Genomic DNA, 19609 nt, shown 5'->3' on the forward strand with positions numbered 1-19609 from the left:
GACTGGCAGCTGGACGACCCGGCCGGACAAGGCATCGACGCCGTACGGCCGATCCGCGACCAGATCGAGGCCCGCGTCGGCGCGCTGATCGCCGAACTTCTCACCTCCGAGACGACGACCGCCACCGGCCCGGCATGAGTATGCGCGTCCGGGCCATGACCGAAGAGGACGCCGGACGGGTGCTGGACATCTACCAGCTCGGCATCGACGAAGGACAGGCCACCTTCGAAACCACCGCCCCGACCTGGCAGCACTTCGACGTGGCCAAGCTCCCCGCCCCCCGGTAACAGACGATCACCAACACATCGCCCGGTAACCTCAGCCGGGGCCGTCCCGATCCCTATTGCGCACGAAGTTGTTAGATGATCAGGCGAACTCGCCGGCGAGAACGCCCCGCCGGAACGCGTCCCACTCCCTTTCGGTGTAGCGCAGGTCAGCGTGTGCGGGATCGCGCAGGGCTACGGCTCCAAGGGCGAAGTAGGAGATTTCGATGCGATCTTCGGGGCTGCTTCCCGGAGCGGCCAGCCAGGTGACGTCGGAAAGATCCACCGCATACAGCGCGGCTTTCTCCGGCGGCTGCGTCTTCGACGGAAGCGCGCGACCGTCCAGGGCGGGGTCTGCGTGATGAGCGGAGAGTTTCTCCGTAGTGAGCGCGCAGAGGAAGGCCGACCATGCGGATACGGAGACCCGCGCAGCGGGAAGGCCGGTGTTTTTCGAGTCGCGAATGGCCACGGCGGCGAGGCCGGGGATGTCGGCGACTTCGACGCACTGCCCGTTGTTGGCGGTAAAGCTGCTCTTGCGCCAGACCAGGTTATCGATGTTGGCGGCGTGCAGGTCGGCCGGGTTGACCATGTCAGGCGACCTCTTTCTTGGCGTCTTCGATCAGCTTCAGACTATCTTCCGCGCTCAGCGCGGCCCGCGAGAGGTTGGCGAATAGCCGGTTCAGGCGGCGTAGGTCACGGGGGTCATCCATGAAGGTGCTGCCGGCGACCGACTCGGCGAAACCGACATCGGAGTCGGTCTCGTCGGGGAAGGAGAAGATGGTGAATGCCCCGGTGTAGGTGCCGTTCTCTCCCTGCTCGAATGGGATCACGCGCAGGCAGACGTTGTCGAGCGCGGAGATGGCGATCAGATGCTCCAGCTGGGCGTGCTGCACGTCGGCACCGCCCACCCGGAATCGAATGGCTGCCTGGGTCACCACCGCGGTGATGGACAGGGGGTCTTCCTCCTGCAGGCGCCGCTGGCGCGCCATGCGCACCTCGACGAGGCTGTCGACCTGGTCGGGGCCCAGGGCAGCGAATCCCACCGCGGTTACGGCACGTGCGTAATCCTCCGTCTGCAGGAGCCCCGGCAAGAACACGGTCTGGTACTCCCGGCTTTCGACGGCATCGGCCTCGTAGGCAAGGAATTCGGCGTAGTTGGCGCTGATCACGTCGCCGTAGGCGTGCCACCACGGAGGGGTCTTCTGGCGACCGTGCTTGCAGAGTTCTTCCAGCTCCGCTCTGCGCTCGTCGTCGACTCCGTACAGCTCCATGAGCCGGCGGAAGTCGGAAAGGGTGCAGGTGCGTTTCGCGGTCTCGATACGGCTGACCTTGGAGCCGTGACAACCGATCTGCTCGCCGACCTGGTCAGCAGTCAGACCGGCCAGGTCGCGGAGCCGGCGGAGTTCCGCGCCGAGCTTGCGCCGCGCCGTGAGCGGGCTACTGGGGACTGCCATTGCGTGCTCCCCTCATGACCGCCCGCACGGGCGTGTTTCCGCAGTGCCGGTGACATGGTACGTGTACGCATTCGAAGTATCCCATGCACGAGTTTGGCAATTTGCCAGGCATGTGCTTGACGAGATGCCATAGTAGGGCGAGCATGTGCTGTGAAGCACACCAGCCTCATCGGCCCCAATACGCACGCGGCGTCCCCCGCCTATGTGCCGTGTGGAGGAGCAGTGAACGCTATCTGGACAGCGGATCAGTGCCAGGCAGCCCTCGGACGCTTCTCCTGGGCGCAGACCCTCACCCCGGCCCCGGCCGCCCTCCAGGTGATCCGGTATGCGGCGGACATGTGGCTGAGACGCTGGCAGATGACCGGCGTAACCGATGCCTGCCTGTCGACCATCACTGAGTTGTGCAGCAACGCCAAGCACACTCCCGACCGGTACTTCTGTCTCACGCTGAGCTGCTATTCGACCCATGTCCGAATCGATGTGCGTGACCACTCCCCCGTCGTGCCCGCGATCCCGAAGGTGCCCGACGACCTGCCGGACTTCGACGCCGAAAACGGGCGCGGCCTGTACATCACCGCCTGCCACGCTGATCGGCTGGGCGTCAACGTTCTCACCGACGGCAAAGTGATCTGGGCAGAAGTCGATCCGCTGGATTGCCCGGCCGCCGTCTGACGCCCCGCACTGCGCGAGACCACTTCCCGATCTGCCTGCCCCTATCCGTCCTGCAGGAGAATCAGGAACCGCTCGGCTTGGCGTTGCAGAGTTCCGACTGGATTGCGAAAGTGAGCCGAACCGCCGGGGAGTAGCCGCAAAAACCAAAGGCACGCCATCAGGCGGCGAAGTTGCCGCAGGCGAGGGTTCTCATCTGCGGTCAGATCGAAGCGCGCCAGCAGCGTCTCAGGGTCGAGGGCTTGTGTCGCCCACAGGGTGATGTGCTCGGCGATCTCCGCGAGCTCATGGCAGCGGTCGCTGCGGCCGGAGTATTCGAAGTCGACGAGGTGCACACGGCCGTCTGTGCCCCACAGGTCTGTGCCCCACAGGAAGTTGCCGAGGTTGCCGTCGCCGGAGCCGAACACGGGCCGCGATCGGCTTGTGAGGAGCGATTCGATCTCCGGGGCGAATAGCCAGTCGGCTCCGGCGTCGAAGGCTTTGACCACCAGCGGGTCACCGCCGAGGTCCGGCCGCCGGCTGTACTGCGCGCGCACCTGCTGGAGCATCGCAGCGGGGGCGCCCAGCCGCGGCGGCAGCTCGCGCACGACATGCGTCGGGATCGTCTCCTGCACCGTAGTGATGGCGATGACCATGGCCTCCAGCTGGTCGGTCGTTACGGCGGTGAGGCCCAGCGGCACGCCGGTCAGGCGGGACATCATGATCGTGGGCGGAACCGCGTCCAGTCCGGCGCGCACAGGTGCGGGCGCCAGGCCTGGCGCGTGCACAGTCAGCAGCTCCAGGGCGCGCCATTCGCGCTGCGGCTGCTGGTGTTCCCAAGATGGGTAGCGTTTGGTCACCGTGTCGGGACCGATGTCGAGTGCGTGGGTGGTCGATGGACCGGTCACGGGCTTCTCCTGTTCGCGTTACCTTTGCTGGTCGTGACCGCGAAGCGCCGATGCTACACCGGTGCTTGTGGCTCTGTAGGTGAACGGGAGCCAGACGTCGACGGTTGTTAGAGCCACATGTTGATCTTCCCGCGTCGAGATGTCGGTGAGATCGAGAGCCACGGTCGGCACAGGCCACCGGCCCCGGATATCCCGGCCGCCTGTGACCGGCAGGGTCAGGACCTGCCCCTGTCCTCGTGGCGATCCTATGAATCGCCGGGAAGGAACGGACTGGCCCGCTCCGAATCGCGTCGACACCGAGCCGCCGCCGGCCGAACTGGCTCCGCCCCTCACGAATGTCTGGCCCTCGAACCTCACCGACATATCCATGCTTTCGTGGCCAGGAGGTGCAGCAGGTGATGGGCAGAGGGAAGGTTGCCTCGCGGCGAGCGTGCGCAGGAACCGCTAGCGGCATCCGGAGCAACGCCTCCAGCCACGCCGTCAGCAAACCCAGGGCACCCAGGCTTTGGGTCAACTTCAACCGCCGCCCCAGCAGCAGAACCAGCGCCAGGAACGCCAACACGGCCAGTAACAGCAAACGAGCCATCCTGAAGAAACCTCGCCTTCTAGCAGCTCTGCACTCAAGGTGCACACCGATTGGAACCCCGCGAACGTCTTGGTCGACGGGAAGACGGCGCACCTGGTCGGCTGGAGCTGCCCCCCTCGGGGAGCGGCGTGGATCGACCCCTGCGTGCTGGCTTGTCTGGTTGATCCAGGCCGGCCACGACCCGGCCGACGCCGAGCGCGCCGCCGCACGCGCACCGTCCTGGGACACTGCATCCCATGACGCCTTGGATTCCTTCGCCGCGACGCAGGTCAGCTTCTGGACCTCGGTCGCCCGCGACAAATCTGACCCACGGGCGAACAAGCTCGCCGAGGCCGCTCGGTGCTGGGCGTCGTACCGGCAGCAGTTCGCGCGCTCATAGATCGCGCGGCAGCCTGGTGATCTCCCCACGTCCTGCGCGGCCGCGTCAGGCCGTCCCGCGTGTTGTTTGAGGCTGTAGGTATTGTGAGGCAAGCTGGCGCCCATGTCTGATGACCCTGGCACTTTGGTGGGCCGCAAGGCTCTGGCGGTTCTGAGTCGCTGTGTGCTTCGCGGTGAGCAGGTCGTCGGCGAGCGCCGACTGTCTGGGGGTTTCAGCAGCGACAACGTGCTGTTGCGAACTGACCAGGGGAAATCGTTCGTGCTGCGGCGCTATCCCCGCAGGAATACGTGCGCCGTCGAGGCGGCGTTGATGCAACTGGTCGCGGACCGGATTCCGGTTCCGGAGGTGGTCTACGCCGACGGCAGCGGGGAGCTGCTGGGTGAGCCGTTCATGCTGACGCGGTTCGTCTCTGGGGTGCCGCTGACGGCGGTGTTCGCCGGGGCCGGGGAAGAGGAAGGCCCGCAATTGGCCGAGGCCGTGGCCGGGATCCTGGCCACGGTTCATTCCGTACGGTTCGGTCGGCCGGGCTTTTTCTCCGACGGTGCCCTGCGGCCGGACGCCGCGCCGCCGGATCACCATGACGATCTGGTGGCCTTCGTTGAGGCCAGCTTGGCCAGGGGGCATGCCGATGCTGCGCTCGCCGCTGTGGAGAAGCGGGCTCTGATCGCGCTCGCGGCAGCGAGCGCACCGCTGGTGGCCGCGGTGGGGGATGCGGATCAGTTGGTGCACTCCGACTTCAACCCCAAGAACCTGATCATGCGCCCAGGCGAGCGCGGGGGGTGGCAGGTGTCGGCGGTTTTGGACTGGGAGTACGCGTTCTCGGGTTCTGGCCTGTTCGATCTGGGCAACATGCTGCGCTTTCCGCGGGACCTGCCGCCTGGCTTTGCCGAGCAGTTTCCTAGGGCGTACGAGAAGGCCGGTGGGGTGCTGCCGGAGGGGTGGCCGGAGATCAGCAAGGCCCTCGACCTGTTCGCGCTCGCGGATCTGCTGACCCGCCCGCCGGACCATGCGTTGTTTGCCCAGGCCGTGGCTTTGATCCGCCAGAGGCTTACCCGACCTCGCTGAACCACCGGCATGCCGGGTGACAGAAGTTGGCGGAGCAGCGGTCCTCATTGAGCCGTCCCTGCCATGGCGACGAGCACCTGGCGCTGCCCCTGGTAGGGGCGGCGGCCGTGTGCGACGGCAGTGTTGTCGACGAGCAGCAGGTCGCCCTGCTGCCAGGGTTCGGCCCAGCTGCACGCGGTGAAGGTGTCGTTTATGGTGGTGATATCGCTGTGGGGGATGGCGGTTCCGTCGCCGAAGCAGGCATTGCGTGGCAGGTGGTCTTCGGGGAGATCCCGGACTGCGGCGGCGATGTCGTCCGGTAAGGCTGCGGGATGGAAGAGGTTCGCCTGGTTGAGCCAGACTTTCCGTCCGGTGCCGGGGTGTGCGTGGGTGGCCTGGGCGGTGTGGACGGTGTGCAGGACGGTGCCGTCGTCGTGCCACTCGGTGGTGATACCGGTCTCGGCGCATAGGCGGTCGACCTTGGCCCGGTGTTCGGTCTGGAAGGTGTCGGTCCAGGGAACGTCGAGGCCGGGCCGGTACCAGCGGTCGTAGCGGACGCCGTGGGCCTGGAAGCGAGAGACGAGGTCGGCGGGGAGGCGGTCGAGGACGTCGGCGGTGGAGGCGAGCGGGGTCTCGCCGCGGCTGGTGGCCGGGGTGATGCACCAGAAGCCGAGCACGGCTGGCCAGGTGGCGGCGTATGACTGTTCGCTGTGCATGTGGATGGCTTGGTCGCTCCGATACTCGGTGGAAGTGAACACCTTGCCCTTGATGCGGCTGCGAGGGGTGGAGCGGTTGAGGTATTCCAGCAGCGGGGCGTCGGCGATGAGCGCGACGGTCTGGCCGAAGGTCTGGGTGGTGGTGACAGTGCCGCGGAGCCGGAAGGCTCCATAGTCGGTGAGCAGGCAGCGCGCGGTACGCAGATGCGCGCGGGTCCAGTCGAGCACGTCAACGGGCTGGTGCTCGGTCTTCACGGTCACGGTCGCGGGCTGCCAGGGGCCGGTCCCCTGCTGGTGCAGGGACGGGCCGGCGAGGGCGATCCTGGTGGCGTGGTCTTGGCTCATTGTCTCTCCCGCTGGTGGGTGCGCCGATAGAGTCGGGTCTCCTACTGTGGCTCGGCGAGCAAGGCCATCGCCGGGCCCGGACCGGTGCCGTATGTCCTCTTCCGATGTCTGTGAGGTCTGCCGTGTCGTCCGCCACGCCCCGCGAACTCGCCGATCTGCCCTACGCCAGCTACCTGGAGCCGCTGCGCGGCGACCTGGAGCAAGAGGGCGATTACAACACCGTCCACGCCGACGGGACGGTCTTTGAGGACGCTGAGGCCGGCAACGCAGGGTTCACCGAGTCTGTGTTCTCGTCGGTGACGTTCACCGGGGGTCGGATGCAGCGCGCCCGGTTCCATGACGTGTGGCTCCACACCGTGCGCTGGGTGGGCACCGACCTGGCCGAGACGAGCTGGCTGGATGCCGAGGTCGTCTCGGGCGCACTGGCCGGGGTGGCGGCGTTCAGCGCGGAGCTGCGCCGGGTGAGGTTCTTCGACTGCAAGTTCGACTCGGTCAACTGGCGCACCGCCACCCTGCAGGAGGTGCAGTTCGTGGGCTGCCTGCTGCGGGGGGTTGACTTCGGCGGCGCCAGGCTCACGGACGTGACCTTTCCCGGCTCGACCCTGGAGGGGGTGCGGCTGAGCAAGGCCCAGTTGAAGAAGGTGGACCTGCGGGGCGCTGCGGCGCTGGGGATCGCCGAAGGGATCGAGGCGCTCAAGGGCGCCACCATTGACCACGGGCAGCTGCTGGACCTGGCGCCGCTGTTCGCCCAGGCGCTTGGTGTCATCGTCAAGGACCGCTGAGACCTGCCGCTGGTGATCATGCGTACTGCAGCAAGGAGTGCACCGCGTGGAGCACGCGGTTGACGTTGGGCAGGTGGTACTCCTCCAGCAGGGGCGGGGGGTAGGGGGCGTCCAGGCCCGTGACGCGTCCGATCGGCGCTTGGAGGTGGTAGAAGCAGGCTTCGGTGAGTCGTGCGGCGAGTTCGGCGCCGTAGCCTCCGAAGCCGGGCGCCTCGTGGACGACCACCGCCCGTCCGGTCCGGTGAATGCTGCCCGTTAGGGTGTGCTCGTCGAGGGGGACGAGGGTGCGCAGGTCGATGACCTCCAGGTCCCAGCCGGCCGCTGTGCCTTGGGCGGCGGCTTGGAGGGCGACGTTGACGGTGGGGCCGTAGGCGATAAGCGTGGCGGTGCGGCCAGGGCGGCGGATGGCGGCCTGCCCGAAGGGGCCGGTGCGCCGCGGCAGGGGGGTGTCGTCCTTGTGCCAGTACAGGCGCTTGGGTTCGAGGAAGATCACGGGGTCGGGGTGGTCGATGGCCTCACGCAGCAGCGAGTAGGCGTCGGCGACGGTGGAGGGCGTGGCGACGGTCAGGCCCGGTGTGTGGGTGTAGTACGCCTCGGAGGAGTCGCTGTGGTGCTCAACCGCTCCGATGCCACCGCCGTAGGGGATGCGGATGACCAGGGGTAGGGTGACGCGGCCGCTCGTGCGGTTGCGCATCTTGGCGACGTGGCTCGTGATCTGCTCGAAGGCGGGGTAGGCGAACGCGTCGAACTGGATCTCCACCACGGGCAGGAGGCCGTTCATCGCCATGCCTACCGCGCAGCCGACGATGCCGGACTCCGACAGCGGGGTGTCGAAACACCGCTTGGGTCCGAAGGTGGCGGCCAGGCCGTCGGTGACGCGGAAGACCCCGCCGTTCGTACCGACGTCGAGGCCGAAGGTGATGACGCGGCCGTCGTCGGCCATCGCGTCCCGCAGCGCCTGGTTCAGTGCGCCGGCGAGGCTAGCCATCGCTGTCTTCCTCCAGGGCCAGGCGCGCGGTCTGGGCGAGCAGGTGGCCGGGCGGTTGCGTGTAGACGTGGGCGGTGATCTCGGCGGGGTCCGGCACGAAGGTCTCCTGAGCGTGGAGCCGGAGTTTGCGGACCTCTGCTTCTGCCGTGCAGGCGGCGTCCTGAGTGGTCGCCGGTGTGAGCAGGCCGTGGTCGTGGAGGTAGGCGGCGTACCGATCGAGGGGGTCCTTCTGCTTCCAGGGGTCGGCTTCGGCCGCAGTGCGGTAGCGGGTGGAGTCGTCGGAGTTGGTGTGCGGGCCGATTCGGTAGGTGACGGCTTCGACGAGTGCCGGCCCGGCCCCGGCGCGGGCCCGTTCGACTGCGGCGCGCGTGGTCATCAAGACGGCGAGCACGTCGTTGCCGTCGACGCGCTCGGCCGGGATGCCATAGCCGATGCCCTTGTGCGCGAAGCTCGGGGCCGCGCTCTGCAGGTGGGCAGGGGTGCTGATCGCGTAGCCGTTGTTCTGTACCAGGAAGACGACGGGGGCCTGGTGGGCGGCGGCGAAGGTGCAGGCAGCGTGGAAGTCGCCTTCGCTGGTGGCCCCCTCACCCAGCAGGACCAGTGCGATGGTGCCATCGCCGTGGTGGCGGGCAGCGTGTGCGAAACCGACCGCGTGCGGTGCGTGGGTGGCAAGAGGCGTGCACAGCGGGGCGGTGCGCTGCTCGTAGGGGTCGTAGCCGAGGTGACGGCGGCCGAGCGGACCGCCGAGGACGTCGGCTGGGTCGGCCCCGCGGCTGATGACCGCGATGGAGTCGCGGTAGGTCGGGAACAGCCAGTCCGAGCGCCTGAGCGCGGCGGCGGCGCCGATCTGGCAGGCTTCCTGGCCGCGGGCGGCGGGGTAGACGGCCATCAGGCCCTGCTTGGCCATGGCTGTCGCGGCGTCCTCAACCGCCCGGCCGACCACCATCATCCGGTACAGGCGCAGCAGTTCCTCCCCGTCGGGTAGGCGGCCGAGGCTGATGGTCGAGCCGGGAGCGGGCCGGTCGGACAGGACCTGGCGCAGTTGCGCGGGCAGCAGGCCGGTGAACGGTGCGGTCGTGGGGAGGGTGTCGGCGGTCACCGGTACTCCCCACTGGGAGTGTTGCGGTAAATCCGAAGGTCCAGGCGCGGGCGGTGGGTGCCGATGACCCTGGGGTTGCGGGTGACGGTGACGCTGGCGGCCGCGCCGAGTTCGTAAGCGCGGCGGAGCGCGGCCTGCTGCAGCACCCGGGACAGGCGCAGCCCCCGATACGGCTCGGGGACCGCTCCCCAGGTCTGGAAGGCGGTCTGGTTCTTGACGGTGAGCGCTGAGGCGGCGGCCGGCTCGCCAGGGGTGCCGCGGTGGAGGGTGATCAGCTCGGTGTGCGCATCGGCCTCCTGGAGCTGGGTGAGGACCTTCTCGGGTGCGGTGCACGTGTCGGGGAAGCAGGCGGTGACCAGGTGGAGGAACTTCTCTTCGGCTTCGCTGTCGCCAAGGGGGGTGACACACAGGGTGGAGGCGTCGTCCGGGGTGACCTCGACGGGTCCGGACTCCTCCACGATCACGTGGAGGGGATGCTCGTCGGCGTGCCAGCCGCTGGGCAGTTCGACGGGGGCGGGCATGGTGGTGACCGGGACGAGCAGGCAGGCCGTCGGCGTGGCGTCGGCCCACTGCTGGTCCCAGAAGGCGCGGGCGGTGGCGAATTCACGGTGCCCGGGCGTATGGGAGGCGAGGTGGATGACGGGTGAGAAGCTCGGGGAGGGCCAGCCGTTGACGGTGTAGGCGCGCAGCGTGCCGTCGGCGAGGTCGGTGATGTTCTGGGCCAGGACGGCGAAGCCGTCCAGCGCGGTGGCGAGCAGATCCATGACAAACAGCTCCTTCACGTGCGTCAGCGAGGCAAGCGGGTGCCGGCGCCGCAGGCGAGGGCGGTGGCATGGACGCGGGCGGCCAGCGCGATGTCGTGGACACCCATCCCGAACGGGTTGATCACGATCCGGTCCCTGGGGCCGATCGGCCGCAGGTAGGCGCTGTCGAGGAGCGTGCCGATATCGGTGTCCGCCTGCCGTCCGCCTGGGGGCGGGGTGTGGCCGGGGCCGGTGACACGGCCAGCGTGGGCGAGACGCCCGAGCAGCCGGGTGGTGTCCTCGGCGACCAGCGTCCAGTCGTCGACGATCAGGTGGTCGCACCCGAGCAACAGGGCCTCGGTGGCGTCGTCGAGGGAGACGTTGATGAACACCGCGCCCTCGGCCAGCCACATGATCTGCACGTATCCGCTGGTGGTCGTGGTGGCGGCGATGACGACCTCACCGGCGCGCACGGCCATCTCCGCCCGGTCGGCGACCACGATCTGGGCGCCGGGCAGGAGCCGGCTGGCGTACCGGGAGAACTCTTGCCCGCGCGCCGGGTCGGCGTCGTAGACAGTGACCGTTTCAAGCCCGGTCCGGGGGGCGAGCAGTTCCAGGTGCGTGCGTGCCTGGCGACCGCCGCCGAGCAGGCCCACGTGCCGCACCGTGGACAGGTCACGGACGGCGCGAAGCGCGACAAGGGAGACGGCCGCGGTACGCAGCGCGCTGAGGTGGGCGCCCTCCATGATGCAGACGGGGACTGCCGTATCGGGGTGGGCCAGGATGATCAGGCCGTGGGCGCGGGGCAAGCCGCGGTCGGGGTTGCCGATGCACGCGTTGATGACTTTGCAGCCGTAGGTGCTGGTGTGCCAGGCCGGGAGCGTGAGGCTGCGGGCGGCGGTGCCGTCGCTCGCCGTCCAACGCAGCGCGGCCTCCGGGGTGATCCCGGCCTGGCCGGCGCGCACGGCGAGAAAGGCGTTGGTGACCGCCTCGAGTGGGTCGATCCGAAGGCACAGCTCGGTAACGTGTGCGGCGTCGAGGTACAGCAGGGTGTCGGGGGTCGTCATCGGTCGGATTCCCTCTCCGGGTAGAGACGGTGCAGGGCGGCCAAGGCAGGCACAGTCACCGGGTCGCAGGGGGTGAGGCGCGGCGGCCCGGGAGCGTAGATCGTGGCCTGGTAGCGGTCGCCGCCGTCCGGGCATAGGCACGCGATGTCCCTGACACGCCGGCTGCGGGCGGCTGCGGCCACGGCGGCGAGGACGGCCGCGCCGGCTGATCCGCCGAGCGCAATCCCCGTGCAGTCGTGGATGATCCGGCAGGCCAGCGCGGCGTCGGAGTCGGTCACGTACGCGAGGTGGTCGTAGTGCCGCGGGGTGAGGAAGGTGGAGCGCAGTCCGGAGCCGAAGCCAGGCAGTTTGCCCGGCCTGGGGGCGGCCTTGCGGCCGGTGGCGGCGGACCCGACGGCGTCCACGGCCCAGACCAGCACCTCGGGCGCGTGTGCGCGGGCGTAGGCGGCGACGCCGGCCAGGGTCCCGCCGGTGGACACGGGCGCGACCACTGCGTCTGGGTGGGCCAGCTGGCCGTGGTGGAGGAAGGCCGGGCCGGTGGTGTGGGCGTGCACGGCGGGCCCCGCCGGGTTGTTGTACTGGTCGGTCCATACCGCCCAGGGGTTGGTTGCCAGGAACTCGCGGACGGTCTGGATGCGGGCGGTGACCGCGTGCGCGGCATCCGGGGCCTTCACGTGGATCAGTTCGGCGCCCAGGTCGGCCATGCGGCTCAGGCTGAACGCAGGGGTGGTGTCGTCGACGACGAGGGTGCAGCGGTAGCCGCGCTCGGCGCACAGCCCGGCCAGGGCGATGCCGAGGTTCCCGGAGGTGGATTCGATGACCTGCCCGCCCAGGCACAGGCGGCCTGCCTCCTCCAGCGCGCCGAGCAGGGCGTGGGCGGTGCGGGCCTTGACCGACCCGTAGCGGTTCTCGCCCTCCAGGTACAGCCGCAGCCGCACCGTCTGGCCCGCGACCGGCAGGTGCAGCAGTCTTACCGCACTGGCCGCTGGAGCGGCCAGTGCGTCGTGGGTGTGGGCGGGTAGGGGTGCTGGTGTCATGCCAGCCCTCCCGTCAGGACGGTGTCGTCCAGCATCATCGGCGCCCCGTCGAATCCGGCCTGCACCAGGTGCTGGTAGACCGCGGTCGTCTGGGCGGGGGCCGGTTCGCCGAGCACCGGCGGCATGTGGCCGTTCAGGGCGGGCAGTGCGGCGGTCAGGCAGCCCATCACTGCGTGCGGAGTGGGCCGGTATCCGCGCAGCGAGGTGAGCACGTCGGCGAGGAGCGGGTCGGTCGGCAGCCAGCGGACCTCGCGAACAGGCTCGGGCCACTCAAGGACGCCGCCCTCGCTGATGTACAGCTCTGCGGTCCGGGCACGGGCGATGGCGGCGGTGGTGTCGAACAGGTGAGGGGCGGAGTCGTCGATGACGATCGTGCCGGGGGCGAGATGTTCGACCTCCAGGAGTCCGGTGGCGTTGGCCGCACCCACTATCACGCCCGCGCTGGCCACCTGACCCGTTACCTCCTCCGGCGAGGCGGTCACCGCCGTGAGCGGCCCGCCGTACCCCGCGCCCCGTACGGCTTGCACGGTGGCGTGAAGGCGGTGTTCTGCGGTTGGAGACTCCACGAGGGTCAGGCAGGCCGGATGGCCGAGGACGGTGAGCAGCAGCTCGGTGGCGGCGCGGCCGATCGAACCTAGGCCGATGACGGCTACATGCCGCCTCCTCATATCGGTGCCAATGGTGCGCAGGGCGCGTGCGAGGTTGAGGACAACGGCGGCCGTGGTCACGTCGTGTCCGGTCGTCACCTCAGTCGCGAGCGGCGGCAGAGCGGTGCCGTACTTGCTGGCTGCGGGGATGAGCCCAGTCAGCACGGTGCGCGCCGCACCGTAGCGATGTGCGTGTTCGGCGGCCTGGGCGATGAGGCCGGCCAGTCGGTCGGGAGCGGTAAAGATGTCGTCGCCGACGAGGGGCAGCAGGTAGTGGCCGACCATGCCGAGCGGTGTGCACACGACGCGGCGCAGTACGGGCGCCCCGCCGAGGCGATCCAGGACGTCTTGAGCCTGGTGGCCGGCGCGGGCGAGCGCTGCGGGGGTGAGGTAGCCGACCGCGGCCCCATCCAGGCATCCGCCGGGCACGAGTTCCAGGAGCTTGTCGGGATCGTCCAGAGCGGCGGTGACGACCCCGGCGACCGCCGCCGGCATCCGCCCAACGGCGAGAGTGGGGCCGTTGTCGGGCGGGGCGAGGTGGGCGATGAGGTCGGCGAACCGCGGGGTGTGGAGCAGGTCGGCCACGGTGACCGTACGGCCGAGGCGGGCGCTGATGCGGGCGGTGAGGCGGACGCTGTCCAGGGACGAGCCGCCTTCGGCGAAGAAGTCACTGTCCGGAGTCGGTGTGCGCCCGGTGATCTGCGCCCATTCCTCGGCGCAGATCACCGCGACGCGGCGGTGCGTTCCCTTCCCGCCGGGTGGCGGCGCAGCCGTGAGGGCGGGGGTGAAGTGTGCGGTGGCCAGGGCGTTGCGGTCAAGCTTGCCGTGCGCGGTCAGCGGCATCTGCTCGGCGAGGGTGATCTCATCGGGCAGCATCCACGCGGGCACGTGCGCCGCAAGGTAGGCCCGCAGCTCGGGGCCATCCACGGCGTGTCTGGCGCGGGGGACGACGACGGCGCGCAGGCGTCCGCCGCGCTCGCGCAGGACGGTGGCGGCGGTCTCCTTGACCGCTGGGTGCGTGCGCAGGTGGGTCTCGATGTCGCCGAGTTCGATCCGGCGGCCGCGGACCTTCACCTCTGCGTCCATGCGTCCCAGCCACAGCAGTTCACCGTTCTCGGTGAACCGAACGCGGTCACCAGTGCGGTAGGCGACGACCTGGTGTTGCTGGTCGCGCAGGAACCGGCCGGGCTCGTCGCCGGGTTCGAGGTAGCCGAGCCCGAGGCAGGAGCCGGTGACGCGGAGTTCGCCCTCGACGCCGAGTGGCACTGGCTGCCCCTGCTCGTCGGTGACCCGGCAGACGATGTTCGGGATCGGTCGGCCGATGGGCACCGCGCCGGTGATACCAGGGTCGTCGATCACCTGGTGGGTGATGTCGTCTGCGCATTCGGTGGGCCCGTAGGCGTTGATGATCGGTGCGCCGCCCGCGCGGAGCCAGCGGCGGCACACCTCGGCCGAGACGGCCTCGCCGGTCACCATCAGCCAGGTGAGTTCGCCGCGGGGACGGGGCCAGGGCCGCACGGCGCCGCACTCGATGGCGTCGAGGAGTGCGGCCAGGTGGCTCGGCACGGTCTCGAAAAGCCGCACGCCGCGCTCGTCGAGCGCATCAAACAGGCGGGCCGGGTTCAGCAGGAGGGTGTCGTCGAGGACGACGACACGGCCGCCACGCATCCACGTCGCGGCGAACTGCCAGATCGACACGTCAAACGACGCGGGCGCTGACTGGCCCACTACGCAGGTCTGGTCCAGGCCGAGCAAGTCGGTTTTGGCCCACCAGTGGTTGACCATCGCCGCCGGTCCGACCCGCGCGCCCTTGGGGTGGCCGGTGGAGCCGGAGGTGAACAGCACGTAAGCGGCCTCGGCCAGCTGCTGCTGCCCGAGCTCCGGCACCGGCTCGGCGGGCAGCGCCTCCAGAGACAGTCGCCTCACCCCCTCGGGCAGCAGCGTGGTATCGATGCTGGTGTCGCGGGGGTCGAGGTAGACCAGCCGCAGCCCGGCCTGGTCGGTCATGTGGGATAGCCGCTCGGCCGGAAGGTCAGGCGCCAGGGCCACGTAGGTGCCGCCAGCCCGCCAGATGCCCAGCACCGCAGCCCAGTAACGGGCAGACCGGGACGCCATCACCCCCACTACCGGATGCGCCTCGTCGGCGTGCTTCCTGATGTTGTGGGCGTAGTGGCGACTGAGCGCGGCCAGTTCGGCATAGGTGTAGGACTCGGAGCCGTCCTCGATGGCCACCGCGCCTGGGCGGTCTGCGGCGTGCTCGTCGACTACGCGGGCGAGGGACAGCTCCTCGGGCCAGGTGCGTACCGGCCCCCGGCCAACCTCGTCCAGCCGCGCAAGTTCCGCTACGGGCAGCCGGTCGGACTCGACGGGTGCGTCGACGTCCCGGGCCGCGGCGCGGGCGGCGTGCACCAGGCAGTCCAGGAAGCGTCGCGCATCCGCCACGGTGACGGCCGGGGACCGGTGGTCGACCGACAGCCGCAGGCGGCGGCCGGCCGGATCCAGCGAGCACTGCACCGTCAGGTCCAGATACGTCTGGTCCAGCGCCGTGACCTGACGCAGCCGCAGCGCCCGGCCGGGGTCGTCGAACAGGTCGCGGTAGCGGTGGAATTCGGTGTAGTTGAACACGCAGCTCGGCTCAAAGCCCGGCACCAGCGAGCGCAGTCGCGCGTAGGGGGTGCGGCGGTAGCGCCACGAGGACCGCTCGGCAGCCACCACCTGGCCCACCAGGTCCCGCCAAGTCGTATCGGGACCGATCTCGACTGCGGCGGGCAGCATGTTCAGGAACAGCCCGACCATGTCCTCCGCGCCCGAATCTTCCAGCCGGCCGTTGACCATTACCACCGACCCGCTGCGGGCGCTGCCGGTGAACAGAGCCACGGTGCGCATGTGAACCGCCCACATCAGCGTGCGCAGCGACGCCCCCAGTCGGCCCGCCGCCGCGCGGAGTCCGGACAGGTTCGCCTCGTCGAAGTAGTGGTCCCACCGGTGCCAAGTCGTCGGCTCCTCCTCGCTACCGGGTGCCAGTGCCAAGCGCCACACCGTCTCCTGCTCCTCCAGCAGGGTCCGCCAGTGGTCGAGCGCCTCCTGGTCGGCCGCAGCCGCGGCCTCCAGCGCCACGAACCTCCCGTACGACAGCGCGGGTCGGCTGTCCAGGAGCTGGACGGTCGCGGGCGGCGGCGTACCGGCGCGGGCGGCGGCGAACGTTTCGTAGGTGTCGAGAATGTCCCGGCCGAGCACGGCCACGCTCCAGCCGTCCAGGAAGGGCTCGACGATGGAGAACACCGCCTGGCTGGGTGTGAAGCGGTGCAGGTGGAAGGCGAACAGGGGCGGGGTGTCCCAGGCGAAGGGGCGTGTGCGGATCTTCGCCACCCACCGCTCCCACGCCGTGCGCTGCTGTGTCTCGCCCAGTGCACCAAGGTCGTGCTCGATCAGCTTCAGCTCCACGGGCTGAAGGACGAGCTGCTGCGGCCCGGACGGGTCGCTCAGGTCTAGGGCGGAGCGGAGAAACTCGTGCCAGCCGGCCACGACGGTCAGGGCTTGGCGCAGCAGAGCTGGATCAACCGGACCGTCGAGCTCATAGGAGGTGAGGTAGGTCAGATAGTCGTCACTGGCCTGCCGGTGATAGACGAGGCCCAGCTGCGCCTGGGACAACGGGAACCGCGCCATGACCCGGTGCCCGTTCCACACCACCGACCCGGCCGGCGCGGCCGATTCCACCTGCGCGGAAGCATCTGGCTCCCAGGTGGGCGCGGGCCGCAGCCGGGCGGCCAGCGCTGCCAGGGTCCGGGCCTCGAATACGTCGGCGACCTCCAACACCGCGCCGCGGCGGCGTAGCACCCCGACCAGGCGCAGCGCAGTGATGGAGTCCAGGCCCAGGTGGAACAGATCGACGTCCGCCGGGACCTCTGCCTCGCCCAGCACGTCGCGGACCGCCGACGCCAAAAGCTCTGCGGCCTCGCCCGTCACGGTGCGGCCGGTGGCGGCGGGTAGGTCGCGGCCGGGCAGCCTGCTGAGCTGGGTGCGGTCCAGCTTGCCGCTCTCCGAGTACGGCAGCGCCTCCACCACCGTGAACACCGACGGAATGAGGGCGGCCGCAAGATGGTGGGCGACGTGGCCGCGCAGGTCCGCCGCCGTGAGCTCTGCTCCATCGCGAGGTACGACGAACGCCCGCAGGCGGCGCGGTCCCGCCTCCTCGCCGCAGTAGGCGGCTGCGGCAGCCAGGTCCGGGTGACCGGCCAAGATCGCGTCGATCTCCTCCAGCTCCACCCGCTGTCCGTTGATCTTCACCTGGTCGTCGGCCCGGCCGAGGAACTCCAGCACCCCGCCGGAGCGCCACCGCACCAGGTCACCGGTGCGGTAGATGCGATGCCCACTGTCTGGGTTCACCCCGAACCGGCCCTCGTCCTGCGTGCCGTCGCCCACGTAGCCCAGGGCCACCTGTACGCCCTCGATGACCAGCTCACCGGGCGCCCCGAGGGAGACTTCACGGCCGTCCTCGTCGCAGATGCGCACCGTAGTGTTGTCGACCGGGCGGCCGATCGGCACGAACGCCCTCCCGTCGCCGGGCCAGTAGGTGAAGCAGGTGACATCGATCGACGCCTCCGTCGGCCCGTAAAGGTTGTGCAGCCCGGCCCCGAGCTGGGCGTGCGCGCGGCGGGCCAGCGTTAGCGGCAGGCGCTCGCCGCTCGTGAAGACCCGTTTCAGCGCGGGCAAGCGGCGCCCGGCCGCGGTGTCGAGGAAGGCGGCGAGCATGGCGGGCACGAAGTGGACCGTGTCCACGGCGTAGCGGTCGAGCACATCGCACAGGTACGCCGGATCCGCGTGTCGGCCGTGCTGTGCAGTGACCAGCGTCGCGCCGGTCATCGGCGGCCACAGCAGCTCCCACAGGCAGACGTCGAAGCTGAGCGGGGTCTTGGCCAGCACCACGTTGCCTGGGCCGATCGGGTGGGCGCGCTGCATCCACGCCAGCCGGTTGATGATGCCGGGGTGGGAGACCGCGACGCCCTTGGGGCGGCCGGTCGAGCCTGAGGTGTACATCACGTACGCCGCATCGGCCGCCGCGCCGTCGCGAGTCAGCGGAACGGGCTCCGGACGATCGGTCAGCACGGTGACCTGCAATGTTTGGTCCAGCACCCGGAGGGTGTCGGGGCTTTCGGCCGGGCCGGGTTCGATGATCAGATGGGCGCGGCTGTCGGCGAGCATGAACTCGGCGCGGGCCGGGGGCAGGTCCGGGTCGAGAAGCAACAGCACGCTGCCAGCGCGCAGCACGCCATGGACGGCGGCGATCAGCGTACCTCCGCGGGGCAGACGCACGGCGACCGCAAGGCCGGCACCGGCACCCAGACCGGTGAGGTGCTCGGCCACCGCCAGGCTCGCGGCCGCGAGCTGTGCGTAGGTCACGGCGTTGGCGCCGGTGGGGGTGTGGTCGATGACGGCGATGCGGCTGGGCTCCCTGGCGGCGCAGGCGAAGAAGGGGTCCTCGACCCGGCCATCGCGTTGCCGCAGCTGTCGTCCACAGGCCTTTCCCCTGCTGCTGGCACTGCGGCCCAGCATTGCGGCTGTCTGGTCGAGGTCGGCGGTGGCGGCGTCGGTCACCATGGCGGCGACGAGGTCGGCGAACCATTCGCGTTCGGTGCGATCCACGGTGTTCGCGCGATACTCGAAGGCCAACGCCAGGCGCCCTTCGTGGGCGGCGACATGGATGCTCAGGTCGAACTTGGCCGTACCGTTGGCCACCAGGTAGGGCCGCCAGCGCAGTCCGTCGGCCTGGAGAAAAGGGGGCCGGAAGTGGGTGAGCAGACCGGTCGGGTGCATTTGATTGACGACGGTCACCGAGGTGCCGCCCGGCGTGACTGTGGCGGCGAAGGGGGCGTCGGTCTCACCCCAGTCCGCGTGCACCGCCGCTTGGAGCAGTTCGCCGCCGGCGTCGGTCAGCAGGCCTGCGACCGTGTCGCCGCGGGTGACCGACAGCCTCACCGGCAGGGCACGGACCCGGTAGCTGGCCTCGGTGTCCTCGGCCGGCGGGCGGTGGCTGAACGGCACCCGCACCGCCAGGTCCCGCTCGCCGCTGAACCGGGCCAGCGCCACCCCGAGGCCAGCCATCACCACCGCGAACGGGCTCACCCTGGTCTCTCGGGCGCGCGCGGCGACGTCGTTGACGGTGACCTTCAGGACTCGCCGCACAAGCACTCCGGCGTCGTCAGCCGCACGCGCCCGGTTGCGGCCGCGGGGCAGCAGCGCCTTGGATTCCGCCAGTTCCAGGCGGGGGGCGAAGAACGCGGCTGCCTCGACCGGGCTGACCAGAGGCTGGTAAGGCAGCACCTCACGCTCGGCCGGTTTCGCGGCAATTCCGTCGGCGAGTTCCCGGTAGGTGGCGATCATCTCATCGACGAGGAGACGCAGGCCCAGCCCGTCGCAGGCGCAGTGGTGGAGGGTGATCTGCAGCAGCGCCCCGGCCTGCTGGAGGCTCCACAGCACCAGGCGGTGCAGCACCTCGCCGGGCAGGAACGGGCGGCGGGCCTCGGCCCGCACCCAGGAGGCACCCGGGCCTTTGGCCCACTCCCGCACATCTTGTGCGGTGACGGGGACGGTTCGCCAGCGCGGCTCAACGCTCGCTCGGTGCCAGGCGAGCCGTTCACCCGCCTCGACGACGGTCGAGTGGAGGGTGCGGTGCCGGGCGATCACCGCAGCGACTGCGGTCTGGAGCAGTTCGGCGTCGAGACGGCCTTCGATCTCCACGGCCGCGCAGATGTTGTAGGCGCAGGTGAGGGGATGTAGCTGCTGGTAGCGCCATAAGACCGCCTCGGCCTCCGTCAGGACAACCGGAGCAGCGGGCGTGGGCGTGTGGGGCGCGGTACTGGTCACGGGAATACCCATCTGAGGAGGTGACGGGAAGAGAGCAGG

General features: G+C 69.9%; 15 protein-coding genes. 5 read left to right on the top strand and 10 right to left on the bottom strand.

Annotated elements, in window-relative coordinates:
• The first annotated feature begins 134 nt into the window (after positions 1-134).
• Positions 135-287, top strand: a complete 153-nt coding sequence (locus AB0M95_RS37480) for a hypothetical protein (protein ID WP_358526168.1) — start codon at positions 135-137, stop codon at positions 285-287.
• A gap of 79 nt (positions 288-366) precedes the next feature.
• On the opposite strand, the gene AB0M95_RS37485 is transcribed toward AB0M95_RS37480, so the two are convergent.
• Both AB0M95_RS37485 and AB0M95_RS37490 read right to left on the bottom strand, forming a co-directional pair.
• On the bottom strand, positions 367-852 hold the full coding sequence (locus AB0M95_RS37485; protein WP_358526169.1) for a DUF397 domain-containing protein: 486 nt from the start codon (positions 850-852) through the stop codon (positions 367-369).
• Between the two features lies 1 nt (position 853).
• Positions 854-1717 carry a helix-turn-helix transcriptional regulator gene (locus tag AB0M95_RS37490; RefSeq protein ID WP_358526170.1) on the bottom strand — a complete coding sequence of 288 codons (864 nt, stop codon included), beginning with the start codon at positions 1715-1717 and terminating at the stop codon, positions 854-856.
• A 222-nt stretch (positions 1718-1939) separates the two neighbouring features.
• Between AB0M95_RS37490 and AB0M95_RS37495 the strand changes: the two genes are divergently transcribed.
• Positions 1940-2389: an ATP-binding protein gene (locus tag AB0M95_RS37495; protein WP_358526172.1), complete on the top strand. Its 450-nt coding sequence runs from the start codon at positions 1940-1942 to the stop codon at positions 2387-2389.
• A 41-nt stretch (positions 2390-2430) separates the two neighbouring features.
• On the opposite strand, the gene AB0M95_RS37500 is transcribed toward AB0M95_RS37495, so the two are convergent.
• The gene (locus tag AB0M95_RS37500) at positions 2431-3273 is read right to left on the bottom strand and encodes a phosphotransferase (protein ID WP_358526174.1); all 843 of its coding nucleotides are present in this window, start codon (positions 3271-3273) and stop codon (positions 2431-2433) included.
• A gap of 746 nt (positions 3274-4019) precedes the next feature.
• Between AB0M95_RS37500 and AB0M95_RS37505 the strand changes: the two genes are divergently transcribed.
• Positions 4020-4238: a hypothetical protein gene (locus tag AB0M95_RS37505; RefSeq protein ID WP_358526175.1), complete on the top strand. Its 219-nt coding sequence runs from the start codon at positions 4020-4022 to the stop codon at positions 4236-4238.
• Positions 4239-4340: 102 nt separating this feature from the next.
• Positions 4341-5303 (top strand): phosphotransferase, encoded by a 963-nt coding sequence (locus AB0M95_RS37510; RefSeq protein WP_358526177.1) that lies wholly within the window; start codon positions 4341-4343, stop codon positions 5301-5303.
• A gap of 44 nt (positions 5304-5347) precedes the next feature.
• On the opposite strand, the gene AB0M95_RS37515 is transcribed toward AB0M95_RS37510, so the two are convergent.
• The gene (locus tag AB0M95_RS37515; RefSeq protein WP_358526179.1) at positions 5348-6343 is read right to left on the bottom strand and encodes a TauD/TfdA family dioxygenase; all 996 of its coding nucleotides are present in this window, start codon (positions 6341-6343) and stop codon (positions 5348-5350) included.
• Positions 6344-6447: 104 nt separating this feature from the next.
• On the opposite strand from AB0M95_RS37515, the gene AB0M95_RS37520 reads away from it, so the two are divergent.
• The gene (locus AB0M95_RS37520) at positions 6448-7125 is read left to right on the top strand and encodes a pentapeptide repeat-containing protein (protein ID WP_358526180.1); all 678 of its coding nucleotides are present in this window, start codon (positions 6448-6450) and stop codon (positions 7123-7125) included.
• A gap of 16 nt (positions 7126-7141) precedes the next feature.
• On the opposite strand, the gene AB0M95_RS37525 is transcribed toward AB0M95_RS37520, so the two are convergent.
• The 6 genes from AB0M95_RS37525 to AB0M95_RS37550 are packed head-to-tail and all read right to left on the bottom strand — an operon-like array spanning position 7142 to position 19570.
• The gene (locus AB0M95_RS37525) at positions 7142-8113 is read right to left on the bottom strand and encodes an alpha-ketoacid dehydrogenase subunit beta (RefSeq protein ID WP_358526182.1); all 972 of its coding nucleotides are present in this window, start codon (positions 8111-8113) and stop codon (positions 7142-7144) included.
• Complete coding sequence (locus AB0M95_RS37530; RefSeq protein ID WP_363775450.1) at positions 8106-9212, bottom strand: thiamine pyrophosphate-dependent enzyme; 1107 nt, start codon at positions 9210-9212, stop codon at positions 8106-8108. Before AB0M95_RS37530 ends, AB0M95_RS37525 begins: the two co-directional genes overlap by 8 nt.
• Positions 9209-9976, bottom strand: a complete 768-nt coding sequence (locus AB0M95_RS37535; protein WP_358526186.1) for a hypothetical protein — start codon at positions 9974-9976, stop codon at positions 9209-9211. Before AB0M95_RS37535 ends, AB0M95_RS37530 begins: the two co-directional genes overlap by 4 nt.
• Positions 9977-9999: 23 nt before the next feature.
• Positions 10000-11022: a hypothetical protein gene (locus tag AB0M95_RS37540; RefSeq protein ID WP_358526188.1), complete on the bottom strand. Its 1023-nt coding sequence runs from the start codon at positions 11020-11022 to the stop codon at positions 10000-10002.
• Complete coding sequence (locus tag AB0M95_RS37545; RefSeq protein ID WP_358526190.1) at positions 11019-12059, bottom strand: pyridoxal-phosphate dependent enzyme; 1041 nt, start codon at positions 12057-12059, stop codon at positions 11019-11021. The genes AB0M95_RS37540 and AB0M95_RS37545 overlap by 4 nt, the downstream gene beginning before the upstream one ends.
• On the bottom strand, positions 12056-19570 hold the full coding sequence (locus tag AB0M95_RS37550; RefSeq protein ID WP_363775454.1) for an amino acid adenylation domain-containing protein: 7515 nt from the start codon (positions 19568-19570) through the stop codon (positions 12056-12058). Before AB0M95_RS37550 ends, AB0M95_RS37545 begins: the two co-directional genes overlap by 4 nt.
• Between the last annotated feature and the right edge of the window lie 39 nt (positions 19571-19609).

Origin of the sequence: Sphaerisporangium sp. NPDC051017 (assembly GCF_040683095.1) — a bacterium.
Classification (GTDB): Bacteria; Actinomycetota; Actinomycetes; order Streptosporangiales; family Streptosporangiaceae; genus Sphaerisporangium.

Bases quoted from the DNA above. Each gene is read 5' to 3' on its own strand.
- AB0M95_RS37520 (WP_358526180.1), top strand. From the start codon at position 6,448: ATGTCTGTGAGGTCTGCCGTGTCGTCCGCCACGCCCCGCGAACTCGCC.
- AB0M95_RS37525 (WP_358526182.1), bottom strand. From the start codon at position 8,113: ATGGCTAGCCTCGCCGGCGCACTGAACCAGGCGCTGCGGGACGCGATG.
- AB0M95_RS37490 (WP_358526170.1), bottom strand. From the start codon at position 1,717: ATGGCAGTCCCCAGTAGCCCGCTCACGGCGCGGCGCAAGCTCGGCGCG.
- AB0M95_RS37535 (WP_358526186.1), bottom strand. From the start codon at position 9,976: ATGGATCTGCTCGCCACCGCGCTGGACGGCTTCGCCGTCCTGGCCCAG.
- AB0M95_RS37545 (WP_358526190.1), bottom strand. From the start codon at position 12,059: ATGACACCAGCACCCCTACCCGCCCACACCCACGACGCACTGGCCGCT.
- AB0M95_RS37510 (WP_358526177.1), top strand. From the start codon at position 4,341: ATGTCTGATGACCCTGGCACTTTGGTGGGCCGCAAGGCTCTGGCGGTT.
- AB0M95_RS37515 (WP_358526179.1), bottom strand. From the start codon at position 6,343: ATGAGCCAAGACCACGCCACCAGGATCGCCCTCGCCGGCCCGTCCCTG.
- AB0M95_RS37540 (WP_358526188.1), bottom strand. From the start codon at position 11,022: ATGACGACCCCCGACACCCTGCTGTACCTCGACGCCGCACACGTTACC.
- AB0M95_RS37480 (WP_358526168.1), top strand. From the start codon at position 135: ATGAGTATGCGCGTCCGGGCCATGACCGAAGAGGACGCCGGACGGGTG.
- AB0M95_RS37485 (WP_358526169.1), bottom strand. From the start codon at position 852: ATGGTCAACCCGGCCGACCTGCACGCCGCCAACATCGATAACCTGGTC.